This is a genomic window from Streptomyces rugosispiralis, assembly GCF_024505145.1.
Classification (GTDB): Bacteria; Actinomycetota; Actinomycetes; order Streptomycetales; family Streptomycetaceae; genus Streptomyces; species Streptomyces rugosispiralis.
Window position 1 is genome coordinate 16251 of sequence record NZ_JANIAA010000004.1, and the last position, 18530, is coordinate 34780.

An 18530-nucleotide genomic window follows, 5' to 3' on the forward strand; every position below is an offset into this window, starting at 1 on the left:
TCAACGTGGCTCCCCGCGTCAGCGGGCGGGGGACGGCGACATCTCGGCGGCCTGCCGCAGCGCCTCGATCATGCTACCGGCGTCGGCCGTGCCCGTACCCGCGATGTCGAAGGCGGTGCCGTGGTCGACGGAGGTGCGGATCACCGGCAGCCCGACGGTCAGGTTGACCCCGGCCTCCAGGCCCAGCACCTTGACCGGGCCGTGCCCCTGGTCGTGGTACATCGCCACGATCAGGTCGTAGTCCCCGCGTCCGGCCAGGAAGAAGGCGGTGTCGGCGGGGAGCGGACCGCGGGCGTCGATGCCGTCGGCGCGCAGCACCTCCAGCGCGGGCACGATCTTCTCCTCCTCCTCGCCGTAGCCGAACAGGCCGTTCTCACCCGCGTGCGGGTTGATCCCGCACACCCCGATCACCGGTTCGGGGGTGCCGGCGCGGACCATCGCCTCATGGCCGCGGCGCACGGTGCGCTCGACCAGGCCGGGCTCGATCTTCCGTACGGCGTCGATGAGCCCGATGTGGGTGGTGACGTGGATGACCTTCACCGTGGGGGTCGCCAGCATCATCGACACCTCCTCGACCCCGGTGAGGTGGGCCAGCAGCTCGGTGTGGCCGGGGAAGACATGGCCGCCCGCGTGCAGCGCCTTCTTGTTGAGCGGCGCGGTGCAGATGCCCTGCACCTCCCCGCTCATGGCGAGTTCGGCGGCGGTCCGTATGTACTGGTACGCCGCGTCCCCGGCCACCGGGGAGAGTTCGCCCCACGGCAGATCGGCGGGGAGCAGCCCGAGGTCGATGACGTTGATCCGGTCCGGGGTGAACACCGCCTCGCCGGGCGCGGCCACGGTGACGACCTGGCACGCGATATCGCGCAGCCGGGCGGCCTGCCGCAGCCGCTCCGCGTCCCCGACGACCACGGGGCGGCAGCGCCGCAGGGTGTCCGGGTCGAGCAGTGCGGGGACGACCACCTCGGGTCCGATGCCCGCGCCGTCGCCCATGGTGACCGCGATCAGCGGAAGCGGGGCGGGACCGGTGTCCGCACCAGCGGCCCCGGTGGGGGCGAGGTGGGGGGAGGAGTTCATGAGGTGACCTTCCGTTCGGTCGAGTGGGGGCGCAGCGCCTGGACGATGTGGCGCAGGGAGTCGGGATCGCCGAAGCTGCCCGGTCGGGTCACGACGGATCGCCCGTCGGGGGCGCGGAGATGGACGGCGCCGTGGTGCACCTGGCCGATGGGGTCGAGTTCGGTCACCGCCAGGGCGTCCAGCACCCGGCGCGCCGTCTCGCCACCGGTGAGTACGAGGTCGACGGCCCCGCGGTGCGCGGTGACGGCCGCGCCGACGACCCGGGCGAGCCCGAGCACCAGCCGCCGCCCGGACACGGGCTCGGCTCCGTGGACGGAGGGCGGCGCGGGCCGGGGGGACGGGAGGGACACCGGCTGGTACGCGGGTGCCGGGTCCGCGGACCCGGGCGAGGCGCCGAGGGAGACGACGGTGACGTCGGCGGTCAGCGCGGGCAGCCCCACCGGTGGCCCGTCCGCCAACAGCCCCGCGAGCGGAAGCCGCTGATGGCCGGCCCCGTCCTCGACCAGCCGCCGGACCTGCTCGACGGCGGCGGGTTCTGCCGTACCCACGACGACCAGCACGGGCCGTCCGGTATGCGCCGAGGGCGCGGCGGCGTCGGGGCCGGCTCCGGTGTCCGTCGAGGATACGGCTGTTCCGGCCGTCGACGCGGCCGCCGACGGTGAGGTGAGGGCCGGAGCCCTGGGGGCGTCGGAGGCGCCCCGGCCCATGGCCTCGGCAGCAGCCGGGCCCGGAGCCGAGGTGGGACCGGTGGCGGTCTGGCCCACGGCGGTGGTGACCGGACTCCCGGCGGCGGTGGCTGCCGGACCCGTGGCGGCGGTGGCGCCCTGCTTCACGGTGGTGGCGGTCGGGCCCTCGGCGGTGGCGGTGGCCGGACCTGTGGCGGCGGGCGCGGCCGGGTCCGGGGTGCCCGGGGCGGCCCGCGCTCCCGCGGCCGGAAGGGTGGTCGCCAGGTGGCGGCCCACGGCCAGGGCCAGGCCGCCCGAGCCGACCAGTCGCATCCCGGGGCCGTCGGCCAGGGACGCCCCGACGATCGCGTCGAGATCGGCGTCCGTCTCCGCGTCGCAGATGGCCACCCGTCCCGCCGCCGCGGCCGCGCGCAGGGCGGTGAGCAGGGTGGGACGGGAGGACCGTACGGTCGTGAGCGGGATCAGGGCGCTGGGCAGGCCGCCGAGCGCCTGGGCCACCGAGGCGGGCGGGGGCACGGTCTCGGCGCGCCAGGCGTCGCCCTCGTGGAGCGGCACTCCGCCGATGTGGACCACCCCCGAGCGCACCACGCGCCCGGCGATCGGCAGCGCGGGGGCGAGCACCACGCCCGTACCGTCCTCGGCCAGGGCGGCGATCTCGGCGGCGACATTGCCCCGCAGCAGCGAGTCGATCTTCTTCAGGACGATGGTGTCCAGGGCGTCCCGTCCGTCCGTCCCGTCCGGCCAGGACATCCGCAGTGCTCCGCGGACCGCCTCCGCCGCCTCCGCCGCCGGGCGGTACCGGGAGTCCAGGTCCAGGACGGTCGCCTCGCCAACGTGGCGGGGGCGAAGGGCCGTTGCCATGCCACCAGTCCCCGGCCCCCCGAGGAGCAGCACCCGGCTGCGTGTTGTGCGCGAGCGCACCGCGGCCGCCACCTCCGCGGCGCCCGACAGGTCGTCCGCGATGGCCAGCAGTCTCCGGCTGGGTGTCATGTCCACCGGTACCTCCTCGAATGACCATGACAGGCGGAGCGGCCCAACACCGTGGGCATCGCCTCCGTGGCCCCGATGATGACATACGTTGCGCGAAGTGCGCGAGAAGTATTGCGTAAAGCGCGCAGTCATGTCACGGTGACCGCCGCGACACTTCGACCCGTACGGCCGCCATCCGGGCGCCGCACGGGTCGAGCGAGCCGGTAGCTCGCCCCCGACACGTCGCTCGCCTCCAGGAACGCCGAGAGGTCAACGATGACCCGTATCCCCTACGCTCCGGCCCTCAGCCGCCGGTCCGTGCTGCGCCTCGGAGCAGGCGCCTCAGCAGGTTTCGCCCTCGCCCCGCTCACCGGGTGCGCGGGCCCCACCGGCGCCCCCGGGCCCGGCGCCATCAGTCTCGGGCTGAACCGCTCGCTGGTCAGCCTGGACAACAAGCTCAACCAGTTCGACGCGGCGGTCACCGTGCAGCGCGCGGTGCGCCAGGCGCTGACCCGGATCGGCAAGGGGCTCCGCCCCGAACTCGTGCTCGCCGACCGCTTCGAGATGACCGAGCCCACCGCCTGGACGGTGCGGCTGCGCGAGGGGGTCCGCTACTCGGACGGAAATCCGGTCACCGTCAAGGACGTCTCGACCGCGCTGAAGATGTACGCGGGCGTCAACGGCTCGTTCATCGTCGGCCTCTTCCCCGAGATGCCCACCGTCGAGCCGGTCGACGAGCGCACCTTCCGGCTGCACACCAAGCGCCCGGTCCCCATCCTCGACCAGCTGATGGCCAACATCCTGATCAGCCCGGCCGCCGGGAACCGGCCCGAGGAGCTGTCCGGCGGGCCGGGCTCCGGGCCGTACGTGGTCACCTCGGCCAACTCCGGCACCGGCGAGTACACCCTCGCCGTCAACCCCCGGTACTGGGGCCGCCGCCCCACCGTGGACCGGGTCCGGGTGCGCTTCGTGCCCGAGGAGTCCAGCCGCGTCGTCGCCGTGCGCAGCGGTGAGCTGGACGTCATCGACACCATCACCCCCGACTCCGCCGAGCAGCTCAAGGGGCTGCCGGGGGTGCGCCTGGACCGCACCTCGGGCACCCGCGTCAACCAGCTGTTCTTCAACTTCCGCAAGCCACGCGGACATCCGCTGGCCGATGCCCGGGTGCGCGAGGCGCTCAGCTACGCCATCGACGGCGAGGCCCTGGTGCGCGATGTGCTCACCGACTCGGCCCAGCAGGCCGAGGGCGTCGTCCCGCTCGCCCTCAAGGGGGCCGTACGCACCGGGGCTTATGTCCACGACCCCGGCGAGGCCCGCAAGCGCCTCGCCGCGCTGGGCGCGAGCGATCTCAAGGTGAAGATCATCTGGGAGTCGGGCGAGTTCCCCGCGGACACCTCGGTGATGGAGGCCGTGCTGGAGATGCTGCGCGGGGTCGGCGTCCGCGCCAGCCTCCAGCAGTTCGAACCGGGCGGCGACATCCAGCAGTGGCGGCAGGGCCGCCGCGGCGACTGGGACGTCCTCGGCAACGGCTTCTCCGTCCCCACCGGCCACGCCTCCACCAGCCTCCAGGGCATGTACGGCGGCACCCCGGAGAAGGAGCGGACACGGGACACCTACCAGGGCTATGTCTTCCCCCGGATCGCCACCCGGCTGGCCGAGGCCTCCGCCGAAACCGACGAGAAGACGCGGAACGAGCGGCTCGCCGCCGTCCAGAAGCAGATCTGGGACACCCGCCCCTGCCTGTGGGCCTTCGTCCCCGATGTGGTGCTGGCCCGCCGCACCCGGGTGCGCGATGTGGGCCTGCTCCAGCTCAACTCCTACGACCTCGCCGCCGTGCGTCTGGAGGGCTGAGCCGTGACGCGCTATCTGATACGCCGCCTGGGCCAGAGCGTCCTGACCGTCTTCCTGACCCTCTCCACCGTCTTCATCCTGGTCCGCATGGCCCCCGGCGACCCCGCCGCCGCCCTGGCCGGGCCCAACCCCTCCACCGCGGACCTCGCCCGGATCCGGGAGCAGTTCGGCCTCGACCGCGGACTGCTCACCCAGTACGGGCTCTTCCTGCGCGATCTGTTCACCGGCGACCTCGGCACCAGCTACTCCTTCCACGCGCCCGCCCTGGACGTGGTGCTGGACCGGGTGCCGTACACCATCACCCTCTCCCTCTCCGCGATCGCCCTCACCACCGTGGTGGCCGTGCCGCTGGGCGTGTGGATGGCCCGCCGCGCCGACACCAAGCGGGAGCTGGGCGCCAATGTGCTGACCATCGCCGGGCAGTCCATGCCGGACTTCTGGATCGGCGTGATGCTGCTGACCCTCTTCGCCGTGGCCGTCCCGGTGCTGCCCGCATCCGGCTTCACCACCTGGGGCGGACTGATCCTGCCCACCGTGACCGTGGCGATCCTCCAGATGGCGCTGATCTCCCGGCTGGTCCGCCGGGAGATGGTGGCGGCGCTCGCCTCGCCGTACGTCACCGTCGCCCGCTCCCGCGGAGTCTCGACCCGCGTACTGACCTGGCGCTACGCCATGGGCAACTCCGCCATCCCGGTGCTCACCGCGCTCGGCACCCGATTCGCCGCGATGCTCAACGGCGTCGTGGTGGTCGAGGTGGTGTTCGGCTGGCCCGGGGTCGGCTCGCTGGTCGTCCGCGCCCTGGAGACCCGCGACTATCCGCTGATCCAGGCGACCGTGCTGGTCACCGCCGCGCTGGCGGTCCTCGTCCAACTCCTCATCGACCTGGCCTACCCGCTGCTCGACCCGCGGGTACGCCTGGGAAAGGCGGCCTGAGATGCAAGGCGCCCTCGAACCCCCGGCCGCCACCGAGGCCGGCCCCGTGACCCGCCCCAGCGCGGTCACCGCCAGGGATCTGGCCCGCGCCACCGCCACCCGGCGCCGCCGCAGCGCGAGCCTGAAGCTGTGGACGGGCGCGGTGTGCACCCTGCTGGTCGTGGTGCCCGTGGCCCTCGCCCAGGTGCTGCCCCTGCCCGGCGCGGGCGACCAGGACCTCTCCAAGCGCAGGCTCGCCCCGCTGACCGACGGCCATCTCTTCGGCACCGACCAGCTCGGCCGCGATGTGCTCTCGCGGGTGCTGCACGGTGGCCAGGTGTCCCTGACGGTCGGGGTGCTCGCCGTCGTCGTCTCCGGCCTCATCGGCATCGTGGCGGGCGCCGCCGCCGGGTACTACGGCCGCTGGGTGGACGCCGTCGTCTCCCGGTTGCTGGAGGCCCAGATGTCGCTGCCGCTGCTGATGATGCTGCTGCTCGTCGTGGCCCTCTTCGGCCCCTCCGTCACCGTCATCACCTGCGTCATCGCCATCGCCCAGTGGCCCGAGGTGGCCCGGCTGACCCGGTCGCTGGTGCTGGTCGAGCGGGAGAAGCCGTATGTGGCCGCGGCCCAGGTGCTGGGGCTGCCCCGGATCGCCATCCTGGCCCGCCATGTCATCCCCAACATCGTCCGCCAGGCCTCGCTCGTGGTCCTGCTGCTGCTCGCCCAGGCGGTGCTGCTGGAGAGCGCGCTCAGCTACCTCGGCGCGGGCCCCCAGCGGCCGTTCGCCACCTGGGGCCGGATCATCTCCGACGGCCAGGACTACATCACCACCTCGTGGTGGCTGGTGACCCTGCCCGGCCTCGTCATCGTGCTGCTGGTGGTCGGGGTCAACCTGCTGGGCGACGGACTGCGCGACCGCACCCGACGGCGTACGACGGAGGGCTCCCGATGAGCGACCCGACGAGCACTCCGACGAGCACTCCGACGGGCGCCCCGGCGAGCGGCCCGCTGCTGGAGGTCGAGGACCTGCAGATCGAGCTGATCACCGACCGCGGTGTGGTGCGCGCGGTCGACGGGGTCGGCTTCACCATCGCCCCCGGCGAGACGGTGACCATCATCGGCGAGTCCGGCTCCGGCAAGTCCACCACCGCGATGGGGCTGCTGCGGCTGCTGCCCGAAGGGCTCGCCGTCCTCTCCGGAACGGCCCGGATCTTCGGCGCCGACGTCATCGCCGACGCCACCGCCGCCGGGCGGATCCGCGGCCGCGGCGTCTCCCTGATCCCCCAGGACCCGATGACCGCGCTCAGCCCGGTGCACACCATCGGCCGCCAGCTGGGCGAGGCGCTCCGGCTGCGCCACCCGGGGATGTCCCGCGCCGACGCCCGCGAAAAGGGCGTCGAACTGCTCGGCCGGGTGCGGATCCCCCGCCCCGAGACCCGCTGGGGCGCCTACCCCCACCAGTTCTCCGGCGGCATGCTCCAACGCGTCCTCATCGCCGTCGCGCTGGCCGCCGAGCCCCGGCTGCTGGTGGCCGACGAACCGACCTCGGCGCTCGACGTCACCGTCCAGGCGGGCGTCCTGGACCTGCTGATGGAGCTGCAGGAACGTACCGGCATCGGCATCCTGATGATCACCCACGACCTGGGGGTGGCCCGGCTGGTCTCCGACCGCATCCACGTCATGCGCGACGGCCGTTTCGTGGAGTCGGGGCCGGTGGAACAGATCGTGGACCACCCCCGCGAGCGGTACACCCGCGATCTGCTGGCCGCCGTGCCCACCCTGGGCCCCTGGGACGAGACCCCCGCGGCCGCCGTCACCGAGGAGGCGCTGTGACCCCCACCCCCCTGCTGGCCGTCGAGGACCTGGTGGTCGAATACCCGGTCGCCGGTGGTGTCTTCCGCGCGGTGGACGGCGTCAGCTTCGCCGTCCCGCCCGGCGGGGCGCTCGGCGTCGTCGGCGAGTCCGGCTGCGGCAAGTCCACCATCGCCCGCTCCATCGTCCGGCTGCTGCGCCCCGCCCGGGGCCGGATCCTGCTCGACGGAACCGATATCGCGGGCCTGCCCGAACGGCGGCTGCGCCCGCTGCGCAAGCGGGTGCAGATGGTCTTCCAGGATCCGTACGGCTCGCTGGACCCGCATCTGACGGCCGAGGAGATCGTGGCCGAGCCGCTGCGGCTGAACGGCATGCGCTCCGGGGCCGAACGCGCCCGCCGCGTCGCCGCACTCATCGACCAGGTCGGGCTGCCCGCCGGTGCGCTCCAGCGCCGCCCGGCCGAGTTCTCCGGCGGCCAGCGCCAGCGGATCGGCATCGCCCGCGCCCTGGCCAGCGGCCCCGAGCTGCTGGTGTGCGACGAGGCCACCTCCGCGCTGGACGTCTCCGTACAGGCCCAGGTGCTGGGGCTGCTGCGGGAGCTCCAGGCCGAACAGGGGCTCGCCTACATCGTCATCTCCCACAACCTCGGCGTGGTCCGCGAGATCAGCTCCGAGGTGGTGGTGATGCGCGCCGGGAGGATCATCGAGTCCGGGCCCACCGGCACCGTGCTCTCCGCGCCCGCCGAGCCCTACACCCGGGCGCTGCGACGGGCGGCGCTGGACCCGACGACCATGCGGGGACGCAAACCGCGCGCCCTCGTGTCCGCGATCGCGACCGACCGGGAGCCCGTCGCGGCCGATCAGGAACCAGGAGCGACGCGGTGAACGCGCATCCGCACACCCACACCACCAGCCAGGCGTCCCCCGGCGGGGTCGCCCTGCCGGGCATCCCGGTGCCGCTCTCGCGGCTGGTGCTGGGCACCATGACCTTCGGTGACACGGTGGACCGCGCGGGCGCCGCCGCGATGCTGGACATCGCGCTGGACGCCGGGGTGACGGGGGTGGACACCGCGAACGCCTACGCGGGCGGCGCCACCGAGACGATCCTGGCCGGGCTGCTGCCCGGCCGCCGCGACCGGATCGTGCTCGCCACCAAGGCCGGTATGCCGCACCCCGACGCCGGCGGCCACGCTCCGCTGTCCGCGCGCGGGATGCGCGCGGCCCTCGAGGGCAGCCTGCGCCGCCTGGGCACCGACCACGTCGACCTGTTCTATCTGCATCAGCCCGACCGCGCCACGCCGCTGGAGGAGACCCTCGGCACGGTCGCCGAGTTCGTGGCCGAGGGCAAGATCCTCGCGCTCGGCGTCTCCAACTACGCCGCCTGGCAGATCGCCGAGGTCACCCACACCGCCGAGCGGGTCGGCGCGCCGCGCCCGGTGGTGGCCCAGCAGTTGTACAACCTGCTGGCGCGGCGGATCGAGGAGGAGTACCGGGAGTACGCGGCCACCAGCGGACTGCGCACCATGGTCTACAACCCGCTGGGCGGCGGCCTGCTGACGGGCCGTCATTCCTTCGAGCGGCAGCCGGAGTCGGGCCGCTTCGGCGACTCGCGGGTGGCGGAGATGTACCGGCGGCGCTACTGGGACGCCGGGCTCTTCGAGGCCGTACGGGGCCTGTCCGGGATCGCCGAGGAGGCGGGCATCCCGCTGGTCGAACTCTCGTTGCGCTGGCTGCTCGGACGGGACGGGGTGGACGCGCTGCTGCTCGGCGGTTCCCGGGCGGAGCACCTCCGCGCCAACCTGGCCGCCGCGGCGGCGGGACCGCTTCCGGCGGAGGTGGCGGCGGCGTGCGACGAGGTGGGGGCGCGGCTGCGGGGGCCGATGCCCGCGTACAACCGCTAGGGGGCTTCTGATGGATCTTCGTGGGGGAAGGAGCGGCGTCAGGGGGCACCTCCCAGCGGTAGCTGGGGGAGCGTGCTCTCGGCGTGCCGGCCGGATCCCCTCGTACTGGGCGTACTTGGGCTTCCGGCCGGTGCGGCGAGAGGGCGTGCCGGGCGTCGCGACGCCGCGGAGATCCATCAGAAGCCTAGGCCCGTGGGCTCATCCCCGCCCCGTCCCGGACTGCGGCCCGCCGCGCCGCCCGGCCGTAGACATCTCCGTAACACCACAACCATGAGGAGCCCGGCGAACATGACCGCCGACGATGACACCGCGATACCGCTGACGGACGGGCGGCTTCGGGCGCGCCCGGGGGACCCGGGGCTGCGGGAGGCGTTCCTGCCCGCGCCCGCCGTGCAGAACCACGCCGCCAACCTCACCGTGTTGCCCGGAGGGGACCTCGGGTGCGTGTGGTTCGGAGGCACGCAGGAAGGCGTGCCGGACATCTCGGTGTGGTTCTCCCGGCTCGCCCCGGGGGCCGACACCTGGACGGAGCCGGTCCGGCTCTCGGACGACGACACCCGCTCGGAGCAGAACCCGCTGCTGTTCCCGACCCCGGCCGGGGAGCTGTGGCTGCTGTACACCGCCCAGCGGGCGGGCGATCAGGACACCGCCGAGGTCCGGCTGCGGGTGTCCGAGGACGCGGGGGTCACGTGGGGCGCGCCGCGTACGCTGTTCCCCGCCACCGAGGCGGGCGGGGTGTTCATCCGTCAGCCGGTGGCCGTTCTGGACTCCGGACGGTGGCTGCTGCCGGTCTTCCACTGCGTGGCCACCCCCGGGGCCAAATGGGTCGGCGACCGCGACACCAGCGCGGTGATGATCAGCGACGACCAGGGGCGGACCTGGCGCGAGCGGCCGGTGCCGGGCTCGACCGGCTGTGTGCACATGAACGTCCACCAACTGCCGGACACCACCCTGCTGGCCCTCTTCCGCAGCCGCTGGGCGGACGCGGTGTACCGCTCGCACAGCACCGACGGCGGGGAGACCTGGAGCGAGCCGGTACGCACCGAACTGCCCAACAACAACTCCTCCGTGCAGTACGTCCCGCTCGCCGACGGACGGCTCGCGCTGGTCTACAACCACAGCAGCCGCGCGGACGCCACGGCCCGCCGGGTGTCCCTCTACGACGAGATCGACGACCAGGGCGGGACCAGTCGGACCCCGGCCCCTTCGGCCGCCGGGCCCGACGACTCCGCGCCCGGCGCCTTCTGGGGCGCGCCCCGTGCCCCCATGACCCTCGCGCTCTCCTCCGACCACGGCCTCACCTGGCCCGTACGGCGCGATCTGGACACCGGCGACGGCCACTGCCTGACCAACAACTCACGCGACCGGCTCAACCGCGAGCTGTCCTACCCCACCATCCGGCAGGGCTCGGACGGCACGCTGCACATCGCGTACACCTACCACCGCCAGGCCATCAAGTACGTCCGCGTCGCACCGGATTGGGCGGCCGATGGCTGAGCCCCGCCACGCTGTGGTCACCGGTGTCAGCTCGGGTATCGGCGCGGCGATCGCCGCCCGGCTGCTGGACGAGGGGTGGCGGGTCACCGGGATCAGCCGTACCGCCCCCGCGCACACGAGTGAGCGGCTGCACTGGATCCCGGGCGACCTGTCCCGGCCGGAGGGGCTCCCCGAGGTGCTCGCCCCGGTGTCCGGGGTGGACGCGATCGTGCACGCGGCGGGCGTTCAGCGCTCGGCGCGGCTGGGGGAGCTGGACCCCGAGGACGGATCCCTCATGTGGCGGATCCATGTGCAGGCGGCGGGCGTCCTGGTGGACACGCTGGTGGACCGGGTCGCGGACGGCGGCCGGGTGGTGCTGGTGGGCAGCCGGACGATGACGGGCGTCCCCGGCAAGAGCCAGTACGCCGCCACCAAGGCGGCGCTGCCCGCGCTGGCCCGGTCCTGGGCGGCCGAGCTGGCGCCAAGGGCGGTCACGGTCAACGTGGTGGCGCCGGGGCCGACGGACACTCCCATGCTGCGGGACCCCGGCCGTAGCCGCACCCCGCCGGTGATGCCACCGCTGGGGCGGCTGGTCCGTCCGGAGGAGGTGGCGGGGCTGACGTCGTTCCTGCTGGGCCCGGAGGGCGGCGCGGTCACCGGCCAGACCCTGGTGATGTGCGCGGGCGCCTCACTCTGACGGCGGCGCGGCGTCGCCGCGGGCGAGCGCCATCAGCCCGGCGGTGTCCCCGGGCCGGGACTGGAGCGAGGGCAGCAGCAGGGTCCACAGATCGGCCAGCCGGTCCTCGACCAGCCGCCGCCCGTCGAGCGCCTCGGACACGGTGTGCAGCCCGAAGAAGGCGCACACCACGGTCCGTGCGGCGGGCAGCGGATCGACATGGGTGGCCAGATCGCCCTCGGCGCGTGCCTTCTCCATCATCTGCCCCACCGCGTCGATCCACCCCACGAAGGGCGGTGGCATGGGCGCCTCGATCAGGGTGCGCTCGGTCCACAGCCGGGCTCCGGCGCGCACCACGATGTCATCGCGGAAGGCGCGGGCCACCGCGAAGCTGAGCCGGACGAGTTGCTCCAGGGGCGGCGCGTCGAGGGCGGCGAAGCGCTCGATCAGCGGGGGCCAGGTGGCGAAGTGCTCCTCCACCACGGCGAGGGCGAGCCTTTCCTTGCTCGTGTAATGGAAATAGATCGCGCCGCTGGTGTGGCCGGACCGGGCGGTGATGTCGCTGATGCTCGTTCCCGCGTATCCCCGTTCGTCGAAAAGGAACGCCGCGGCCTCCAGAAGGGATCGGCGTGTTTGCGCGGCCCGTTCTTGCACGTGTTCGCCGTCCTTACACCGGATCGTCGGATGTGACGGGGAGAACTTAGCGGACTTTCGGCCTGAGATGGTGATGAGGCGAGACAGGTCAAACATTATTAGTATTTTATGGTGATCGTTCGTGAGGCTCATGGCCTTTCGGAGCCGTCCGGTCCCACCGGGCGGCCGCTCAGCTGGTCCCGCACGGTGGCGCGGGAGGCGGTGCACCGGGTCTCGGTGGCCGAGGTGCTGCTCACCGATGTGCGCAACCACGGTGACAACCGGTTCGAGGCCGCGGCCCAGTGGCCGAGGTCCCATCCCACCTTCCCGCACGGCGGAGACGGCCGCCATCATCCGCTGATGATCGCGGAAACCCTGCGCGAGCTGGGGATCTACATCCCCACGCGGTACTACGCGGTGCCCGCGGGGGCGCACTTCCTGATCCGGGACATCTCCTACCGGCTGGACCCCGAGACCGAGCCCCGGGCGCCGTACGGGGCCTCCGACATCACCTGCCGGGCCGCCGTCACCGACATCCGCACCAGCCCCTGCGGACGCTTCGTCACCGGGATGCGGCTGGATGTCGTGCTGTCGGCGGGCGGCAAGCTCTTCGCCTGGGCCGGGGGCACCGCGCGCTTCCTCGACGGTACGACCTACGCGGAGACCAGGGCCGCCGCCCACGGGCACACCGCGCGCCGCAGACTGCGTGCCGCCGTACGGCCCTCACCTGCGCAACTGGCCGTTCCGGCGGCCCGGGACGTGCTGGTGGTGCGGGATGGGGGAGTGGTCTACCTCGACCCCGCCGACCCCCGCCATCCGTTCTTCTTCGACCACTGGAGCGACCATATGCCGGGCCTGGTGCTGCTGGAGGGCGCCCGGCAGGCCGCCGCGCTGGCCACCGGCGGGGCGCTGACCCGGCCCGTCGGCTGCCGGATGAAGGCGATCCGCTTCACCGAGTCGTATCCGCCGGCCGTGGTGGAGTGCACCTCGCACGGCAGGACGTGTGTCTTCCGGCTGCGTCAGGCCGGTATCTGTACGGCGGTCGGCGTACTCCAGTACCTCTGAGCGATGAACACGCCGTGCGACGAACAATATGACGACGAACAGGCTGAACGACGAACAAAACGCCGACACTCAGTGACCTCTTGCTTACTGCGGGTCATCAAACTAACGTAGTGATCGTTATGTTTCGGGCAGGCGAACCCCACGGCCTGTACGACAACAGCGGTCGGCGCTCAGCGCCCTCATGAGCCGCCAGGACGATTTCCACCGCACGGCTCCCGCAGGTACAGGCATCCCCTGCGCCGATTCCTCCACCTCCCATGGAACGGCAGACAGATGACAGCCGAAAAGTTTCTCGGATGGACCCCAGCCGCCATCGTCTTCGACTGCGACGGCACCCTGATGGATTCCGAACGACACTGGGTGGAGGCGCGCGAAGTGGTCCTCAGAAACCACGGAACCGCCCCCGACGAGGAGTTCGCGCGGCGCACGAAGGGGCTCCACTACACCGAATGCGGCCGAATGCTGGCCGAATTCGCCGGGCGTCCCGAACTCGCCGACGAGATGACCGAACAACTCCTGGACGCCTTCCGCCGGCTGGTGGCCGACGACCCGGTCACCATGCCGGGGGCGCCCCAACTGGTCGCGAAGGCGGCCGCCTTCGCACCGCTGGCCGTGGCCAGCAACTGCCCGCGGGACGTCGTCGAGGACGGGCTCGCCAAGGCCGGGCTGCTGCGGTACTTCGGCCATGTGCTGGTCCCCGAGGGGGACGTGCGGCCCAAACCGTACCCCGACGTCTATCTGGAGGCCGCCCGGCTGTGCGGGGCGGCCCCCGGGGACGCCCTCGCGGTGGAGGACTCCCACTGTGGGTTTCTGTCCGCCTCGCGCGCCGGGCTGAGGGTGCTCGGTGTGGGCCCGCGGAAGCCGGTGGACGAGCCCCCGCCGGTCGATGTGTGGGTCTCCACCCTCGCCGACCCGGACCTGGTCAAGTGGGCGGACTCCCGGGCGGCCTGAGCGGCCGATCCACACGCTCCGCCTGGTCGGCGGGTGCCGCGGGTCACCTCTTCCCGTCGAGCCGCGGGTCACTTCTTCCCGTCGTGGCCCGCATGGCTCGCCGAGCCGTCCATGCCCTCCATGCCGTCCATCCCGTCCCCCGTCGTGGCCCCGCCATGGGACCCGCCGTGGGACATGGACATCCCCTTCTCGAGGGATCCGCCGATCTTCTCGCGCAGGGGCTCCAGCGAGCCCATGGACAGGCCGGTGACCGACCAGCGCTTGCCGACCAGGTACATGCCCCCGTAGTCCTTCGACGTGGTCAGCCAGTCGTGCTGGCCCTTGTCGGTGGCGAAGGTGACCATCGTGAACCGCTTCTGCCCGGACCCGCAGGAGCCCTGACGCAGCTCCTCCGCCTCGGTGATGATCGTGGCCTTGCACCCGATGGCGTCGGCGATCCGCGTCAGCGGCGCGGGCTTCCCGGGCCTGGCGAACTCCTTGGCGGCGGGGGACACCTTCTTCTGCTCGTGGCCTGAGCCATGTGCCCGATCGCCTCCACCACAGCCGGCCAGAAACAGCAGGGCCGCGCCGACCGCGGTGGCACGGAGTGCGAGTGACACATCAACCTCCCGTAGAAAATCCGGCGGGGCGGCCCAGGGCTCGGACGCCTCGGGCCACCCGCCGCGGTGGACCAAAAGTAGTGGTTGTCTCCCTTACTGGCCCGCCTTCTTGCCCTTGTCGGTGACCGCGAACCAGGTGCCCTTCACGCCCTGGCCGTTGATGTCACCGGGCTTCTTGTCCCCGGTGAAGGTGTACAGCAGCCAGCAGTCGAACGCCGCCTGCTTGCTGCCGTCGGGGCGCTTGAAGGAGGTGACCTTCGCCGCGTCGAGCCCGGCGACCTTGGTGGTGTCCACGGCCTTGACGGGCTTCCAGGTGTCCAGGCAGGCGCCCAGGCAGCCGGTCTTCATCGGCCAGGCGCTGTCCTTGTCGAACCGGTAGACGGTCATGCCCTTGCCGTCCACGATGATCTTGCCCAGCTCGGCGTTGTTGTTGACCATCAGCTGGAGGCTGTCGTCCGCGGCCGCGGTCTTGCCGGCCGGCTTGCCGTCGGGCGCCAGCGCGTTCCAGGTGCCCTTCACGCCCTGGCCCTTGGTGTCACCGGGCTTGTTGTCGCCCGCGAAGCGGTAGACCGGCCAGCCGGCCAGCGTCAGCTGCTTGGTGCCGTCGGCGCGGGTGACCGAGCCCAGCTTGCCGGCCTCGATACCGGTGGTGGCCGCGGCGTCGTCCGCGGGCACCGCGGGCCACTTGGTGGCGCAGTCGTCGTTGCAGTTGGACTTGGCCGGCTTGGGGGTGTCCTCGTCGAACCGGTAGAGCGTCCAGCCCTTGCTGTCGGTGACGAACTTGCCCAGCTTGGCGTCCTCCTTGACCGCCAGCTGCTTCGCCGGACCGGTGCGCTCGGCCGCGCCGCCCGCGCCGGCACCGGTGTCCCCGCCCGCCTGGTACCCGTCGCCGGCACCGGCCGCGGCCCCCGCGCCCGCCGACGCGGAGGCCCCCGCACCCACGGTCTGGCTGCCACCCGCCGGCTGCACATTGGCGCTGCCCGCGCTGTTGTCCTTGCTGCTGCCGCAAGCCGCCGTCAGCAGAACCATCGCTACCGACACCCCGGCGAATGCGATGTGACGCCGCTTCTCCATGACCATTCCTCTGCAATCTCGATCGGTCCGGCGGTGATTGCGCCGACGCCGGTCCATACGGAGCCCGTGCGGACCGGCGTTCAGCGGCTCGCGAATTTGTCACCGGACGCAAAATTCGCCGGATCGCTGAGCGCACAGCAGTCGACGGCCGTTTCTCACGGCCGTCGCGGTGTCGGTGGTGCGGCTGGATCGTCCCCTCGCTACTCCTCGATGCGCAGCGCCAGCGCGGGGCAGCGGCGGACCGCGCGGACCGCCTGCGCCCGTAGCTGCCGGGGCACTTCCATGTTGGCCGAGGCCGGATAGCCGTCGATGCCGAGCGTCAGCACCTCGGGCGGCAGGATGTCCGCGCACAGCCCATGGCCCTGGCACAGCGACCAGTCCACCAGCAGCTTCTCCATCGGCCCCCGCTGGCGGCGCTCATCGCGCGCCGCGGGGTTCAGCGGGGCGGGCGGCAGGGCGAGCGGCTGCGCGTCCTCCGGCAGCGGCAGCACCCCCATGGTGGGCCGTCCGCAGCCGGCGCCGAGCGCATGCGCCTCGAACTCCTCGGGGAACGCGTCCAGCGCGGTGGTCACGAAACCTGCGGTGCCATCGGGATGGCTGCAGGCCCCGCGCTTCTTCACCGAGTTGACGTAGGCGCGCACATTGTCGATCGCGGACTGGCCACCGCCGCGCTCCACCTGGCCGATGGCGTCCGCGAGCGCGGGCAGCCCGATGAAGCAGGGCCCGCACTGACCGGCCGTCTCGGCGGCCAGCCAGCGCGCGATCCGCGCGGTCTCGCCGAGCGGGCAGGTGTTCTCGGGGATGGGCAGCACCGCACCGGCGCCCAGCCGGGCGCCGTACTTCTTCATGGACTCCCGGGAGATGGTGGCGGCGTTGATGCTCTTGGGATCCAGCCATTTGCCGTGGTAGCCGCCCACCAGTACCGCCTGACCGGCGGTGAGGCCGCACAGCTCCAGGACGTAGGTCAGCGGCACCCCGGTGGGCGTCTCCATCACGTACTTGCCACCGACCGTCAGCAGAGTGGTGCCCGGCTCGGTGGGCAGCCCCACCGAGCGGTACGGCAGGGCGCCCATCCGGGCGGCCACCGCGAGCTGGGCGAACGTCTCGGTGTTGGACAGCAGGGTGGGCAGCCCGCTGAGCCCGCTGTCGCTGGTCCTGATCTTGCGGCCGTTGGGGATGGCCGGGGCGCCGCTGATGCCGTTGATGACCGCGCCGCCCTCACCGGCGACAAACCGGTCGTCGGTGACGTTCACCGAGACCGGGACGCCACTGGGGCCGCGCTCGGCGATCGCGGCGGCCACGGACTCCTGGACGTCCTGGCGGTGCACCGCGATGGCCACCTCCTCGGCGCCGAGCGCCTCGGCGGCGAGCACGGCGCCGTCGATCACCAGATGCGGGGTGTGCAGCAGCAGCGCGGTGTCCTTGAGGCAACTGGGTTCGCCCTCACTGCCGTTGACCACCACGGCGCAGCGGCCCTCGCGCCGGCCGGCCGACTCCACGACGGCCTGGACCTTCTTGGCGAAGGGGAAACCGGCGCCGCCGCGCCCGCGCAGATCGATGTTCTCCGCGAGCGCCACCAGCTCATCCGCCCGGAGGGCGGGCATGGTGCCATGGACGGTCAGATGGCCGACGCGGTCGAGCCGGTACACCTCGTCGAGCCCGGCCAGCAGCCGGGGCGGGTCGACACAGGCGAGCCTGGGTTTGGTCTTGATCACCGGTCCCACCCGCGAGAGGCGCCGAGCGGCTGACTGTCACGCCGTCCGGACTCGGCCGAACGGGGGCGCGGCACGGTGGGATCGGCCCGCCGGGTCCGGCCCTCCTGCATGCTGCGGGCCGGAGGGTTCCTGACCTCGATGCCGTCCGCCCGGTCGATGTCCTGGCGCCGCCGCTGGACCAGCCGCAGCCACAGCGCGATGGCCACACCGGCCAGCGCCGCGATGTAGCCGTAGGTCGCCCAGATCTTGGCGGCGCGTCCCGCCTTCAGACCGTGGATCAGCGCGGCGCACCACGCGGGGTAGGCGCCCACGTGCAGCGCCCGCCACCAGCGGTAGCGCCAGCGGGAGTTCCCCCTGGAGGCGAACGAGCTGCGGGCCGCACCGGTCACCGCGGCTATCACGAAGAGATAGCCGGCGATGGTGCCGAGCCCGATCAGCACCGGCTGATTTGCGTCAGCGAACGGTATCGCGATGGACGCGGCGTTGGTGTGGCTCTCCGCGACCTTGACCCAGATGTGTACGGCCAGGAAGAGCAGTCCGGCGACCGCGGCCGCCCGGTGGATGGCCTGGGCCAGCAGCCGCTGTTTGGTGTGCAGGATCATCTGGTCGGTCGCGGCGAGCCCCCACAGCACCGCCGAGGTGAGACAGACCAGCGCGAGCACACCCGCGCCGAAGTCGAGGAATACGAACATCTTCGAGAACGCGCCGGCGCTCCATGTCACGTACAGGGACAGTGCGATGGTGCCGGCGATGGCATAGATCCGGAGATGGCGTGGCCATCCCAGTCCGGATGGATCATGCTGCTGGGTCCGGCGAGCGGCTCGTCGTCCGCCACGAGCTCGGCGTCCCCCGTGACGCCCCTGCGAGGAGGGGAGCGGCGTTTGGGACATGGACATTGGAGCCTCCCGATCGCGCGGATTCGCGCGGGTGACGAGATACGTCAAAGTCGTCTTGGGGGCAGCAGCTTCTCGGAAGTACACGTGATCTCCATAAGATTTGTCGTAACGTGACAACTTCTAGTGGACGAACCGTGCCCACACCGTCCCTGGCTGATCCACTGTCATCCCAATGGCAAAGAACCGGCAAAGTGCCGGGACCGGGAGGGGGCGGGGTCCTCTATGACGTAGCGGAGGACCC

The 18530-nt window shown here is 72.4% G+C and carries 17 protein-coding genes; 10 read left to right on the forward strand and 7 right to left on the reverse strand.

Annotation, left to right across the window (positions count from 1 at the left end):
- Positions 1-18: 18 nt before the first annotated feature.
- Together pdxA and NP777_RS08815 are read right to left on the reverse strand one after the other, a co-directional pair.
- Positions 19-1074 (reverse strand): 4-hydroxythreonine-4-phosphate dehydrogenase PdxA, encoded by a 1056-nt coding sequence (pdxA, locus tag NP777_RS08810; protein ID WP_256649526.1) that lies wholly within the window; start codon positions 1072-1074, stop codon positions 19-21.
- A complete protein-coding gene (locus NP777_RS08815; RefSeq protein ID WP_256649844.1) occupies positions 1071-2750 on the reverse strand; it encodes a four-carbon acid sugar kinase family protein in 1680 nt (559 codons plus the stop codon). The genes pdxA and NP777_RS08815 overlap by 4 nt, the downstream gene beginning before the upstream one ends.
- A gap of 255 nt (positions 2751-3005) precedes the next feature.
- On the opposite strand from NP777_RS08815, the gene NP777_RS08820 reads away from it, so the two are divergent.
- The 8 genes from NP777_RS08820 to NP777_RS08855 all read left to right on the forward strand — a co-directional run bounded on the left by NP777_RS08820 (position 3006) and on the right by NP777_RS08855 (position 11377).
- Entirely contained in the window at positions 3006-4580 is a 1575-nt protein-coding gene (locus NP777_RS08820) for an ABC transporter substrate-binding protein (RefSeq protein ID WP_256649527.1), read from the forward strand.
- A 3-nt stretch (positions 4581-4583) separates the two neighbouring features.
- Positions 4584-5513, forward strand: a complete 930-nt coding sequence (locus tag NP777_RS08825) for an ABC transporter permease (protein WP_256649528.1) — start codon at positions 4584-4586, stop codon at positions 5511-5513.
- Between the two features lies 1 nt (position 5514).
- The gene (locus NP777_RS08830; RefSeq protein WP_256649529.1) at positions 5515-6444 is read left to right on the forward strand and encodes an ABC transporter permease; all 930 of its coding nucleotides are present in this window, start codon (positions 5515-5517) and stop codon (positions 6442-6444) included.
- Entirely contained in the window at positions 6441-7325 is an 885-nt protein-coding gene (locus NP777_RS08835; protein WP_256649530.1) for an ABC transporter ATP-binding protein, read from the forward strand. The genes NP777_RS08830 and NP777_RS08835 overlap by 4 nt, the downstream gene beginning before the upstream one ends.
- Positions 7322-8188: an ATP-binding cassette domain-containing protein gene (locus tag NP777_RS08840; RefSeq protein WP_256649531.1), complete on the forward strand. Its 867-nt coding sequence runs from the start codon at positions 7322-7324 to the stop codon at positions 8186-8188. The genes NP777_RS08835 and NP777_RS08840 overlap by 4 nt, the downstream gene beginning before the upstream one ends.
- A complete protein-coding gene (locus NP777_RS08845; protein ID WP_256649532.1) occupies positions 8185-9204 on the forward strand; it encodes an aldo/keto reductase in 1020 nt (339 codons plus the stop codon). Before NP777_RS08840 ends, NP777_RS08845 begins: the two co-directional genes overlap by 4 nt.
- 288 nt (positions 9205-9492) lie before the next feature.
- Positions 9493-10701 carry a sialidase family protein gene (locus tag NP777_RS08850; protein ID WP_256649533.1) on the forward strand — a complete coding sequence of 403 codons (1209 nt, stop codon included), beginning with the start codon at positions 9493-9495 and terminating at the stop codon, positions 10699-10701.
- On the forward strand, positions 10694-11377 hold the full coding sequence (locus NP777_RS08855) for an SDR family NAD(P)-dependent oxidoreductase (RefSeq protein WP_256649534.1): 684 nt from the start codon (positions 10694-10696) through the stop codon (positions 11375-11377). Before NP777_RS08850 ends, NP777_RS08855 begins: the two co-directional genes overlap by 8 nt.
- Here NP777_RS08855 and NP777_RS08860 read toward each other — a convergent pair.
- On the reverse strand, positions 11369-12010 hold the full coding sequence (locus tag NP777_RS08860; RefSeq protein ID WP_256649535.1) for a ScbR family autoregulator-binding transcription factor: 642 nt from the start codon (positions 12008-12010) through the stop codon (positions 11369-11371). The genes NP777_RS08855 and NP777_RS08860 overlap by 9 nt on opposite strands.
- 108 nt (positions 12011-12118) lie before the next feature.
- On the opposite strand from NP777_RS08860, the gene NP777_RS08865 reads away from it, so the two are divergent.
- Together NP777_RS08865 and NP777_RS08870 are read left to right on the forward strand one after the other, a co-directional pair.
- Positions 12119-13054, forward strand: coding sequence for a ScbA/BarX family gamma-butyrolactone biosynthesis protein (locus tag NP777_RS08865; RefSeq protein WP_256649536.1), 936 nt, complete (start codon positions 12119-12121; stop codon positions 13052-13054).
- Between the two features lie 273 nt (positions 13055-13327).
- Positions 13328-14005, forward strand: a complete 678-nt coding sequence (locus NP777_RS08870) for an HAD family hydrolase (RefSeq protein WP_256649537.1) — start codon at positions 13328-13330, stop codon at positions 14003-14005.
- Between the two features lie 68 nt (positions 14006-14073).
- Here the strand turns inward: NP777_RS08870 and NP777_RS08875 are convergent, their stop codons facing one another.
- The 4 genes from NP777_RS08875 to NP777_RS08890 form a co-directional block, all read right to left on the reverse strand.
- Entirely contained in the window at positions 14074-14604 is a 531-nt protein-coding gene (locus tag NP777_RS08875) for a hypothetical protein (protein ID WP_256649538.1), read from the reverse strand.
- 93 nt (positions 14605-14697) lie between these two features.
- The gene (locus NP777_RS08880; protein ID WP_256649539.1) at positions 14698-15678 is read right to left on the reverse strand and encodes an SCO0930 family lipoprotein; all 981 of its coding nucleotides are present in this window, start codon (positions 15676-15678) and stop codon (positions 14698-14700) included.
- A gap of 200 nt (positions 15679-15878) precedes the next feature.
- A complete protein-coding gene (locus tag NP777_RS08885) occupies positions 15879-17393 on the reverse strand; it encodes an NADH-ubiquinone oxidoreductase-F iron-sulfur binding region domain-containing protein (RefSeq protein ID WP_256649540.1) in 1515 nt (504 codons plus the stop codon).
- Positions 17390-18115 carry a hypothetical protein gene (locus tag NP777_RS08890; RefSeq protein ID WP_256649541.1) on the reverse strand — a complete coding sequence of 242 codons (726 nt, stop codon included), beginning with the start codon at positions 18113-18115 and terminating at the stop codon, positions 17390-17392. Before NP777_RS08890 ends, NP777_RS08885 begins: the two co-directional genes overlap by 4 nt.
- Between the last annotated feature and the right edge of the window lie 415 nt (positions 18116-18530).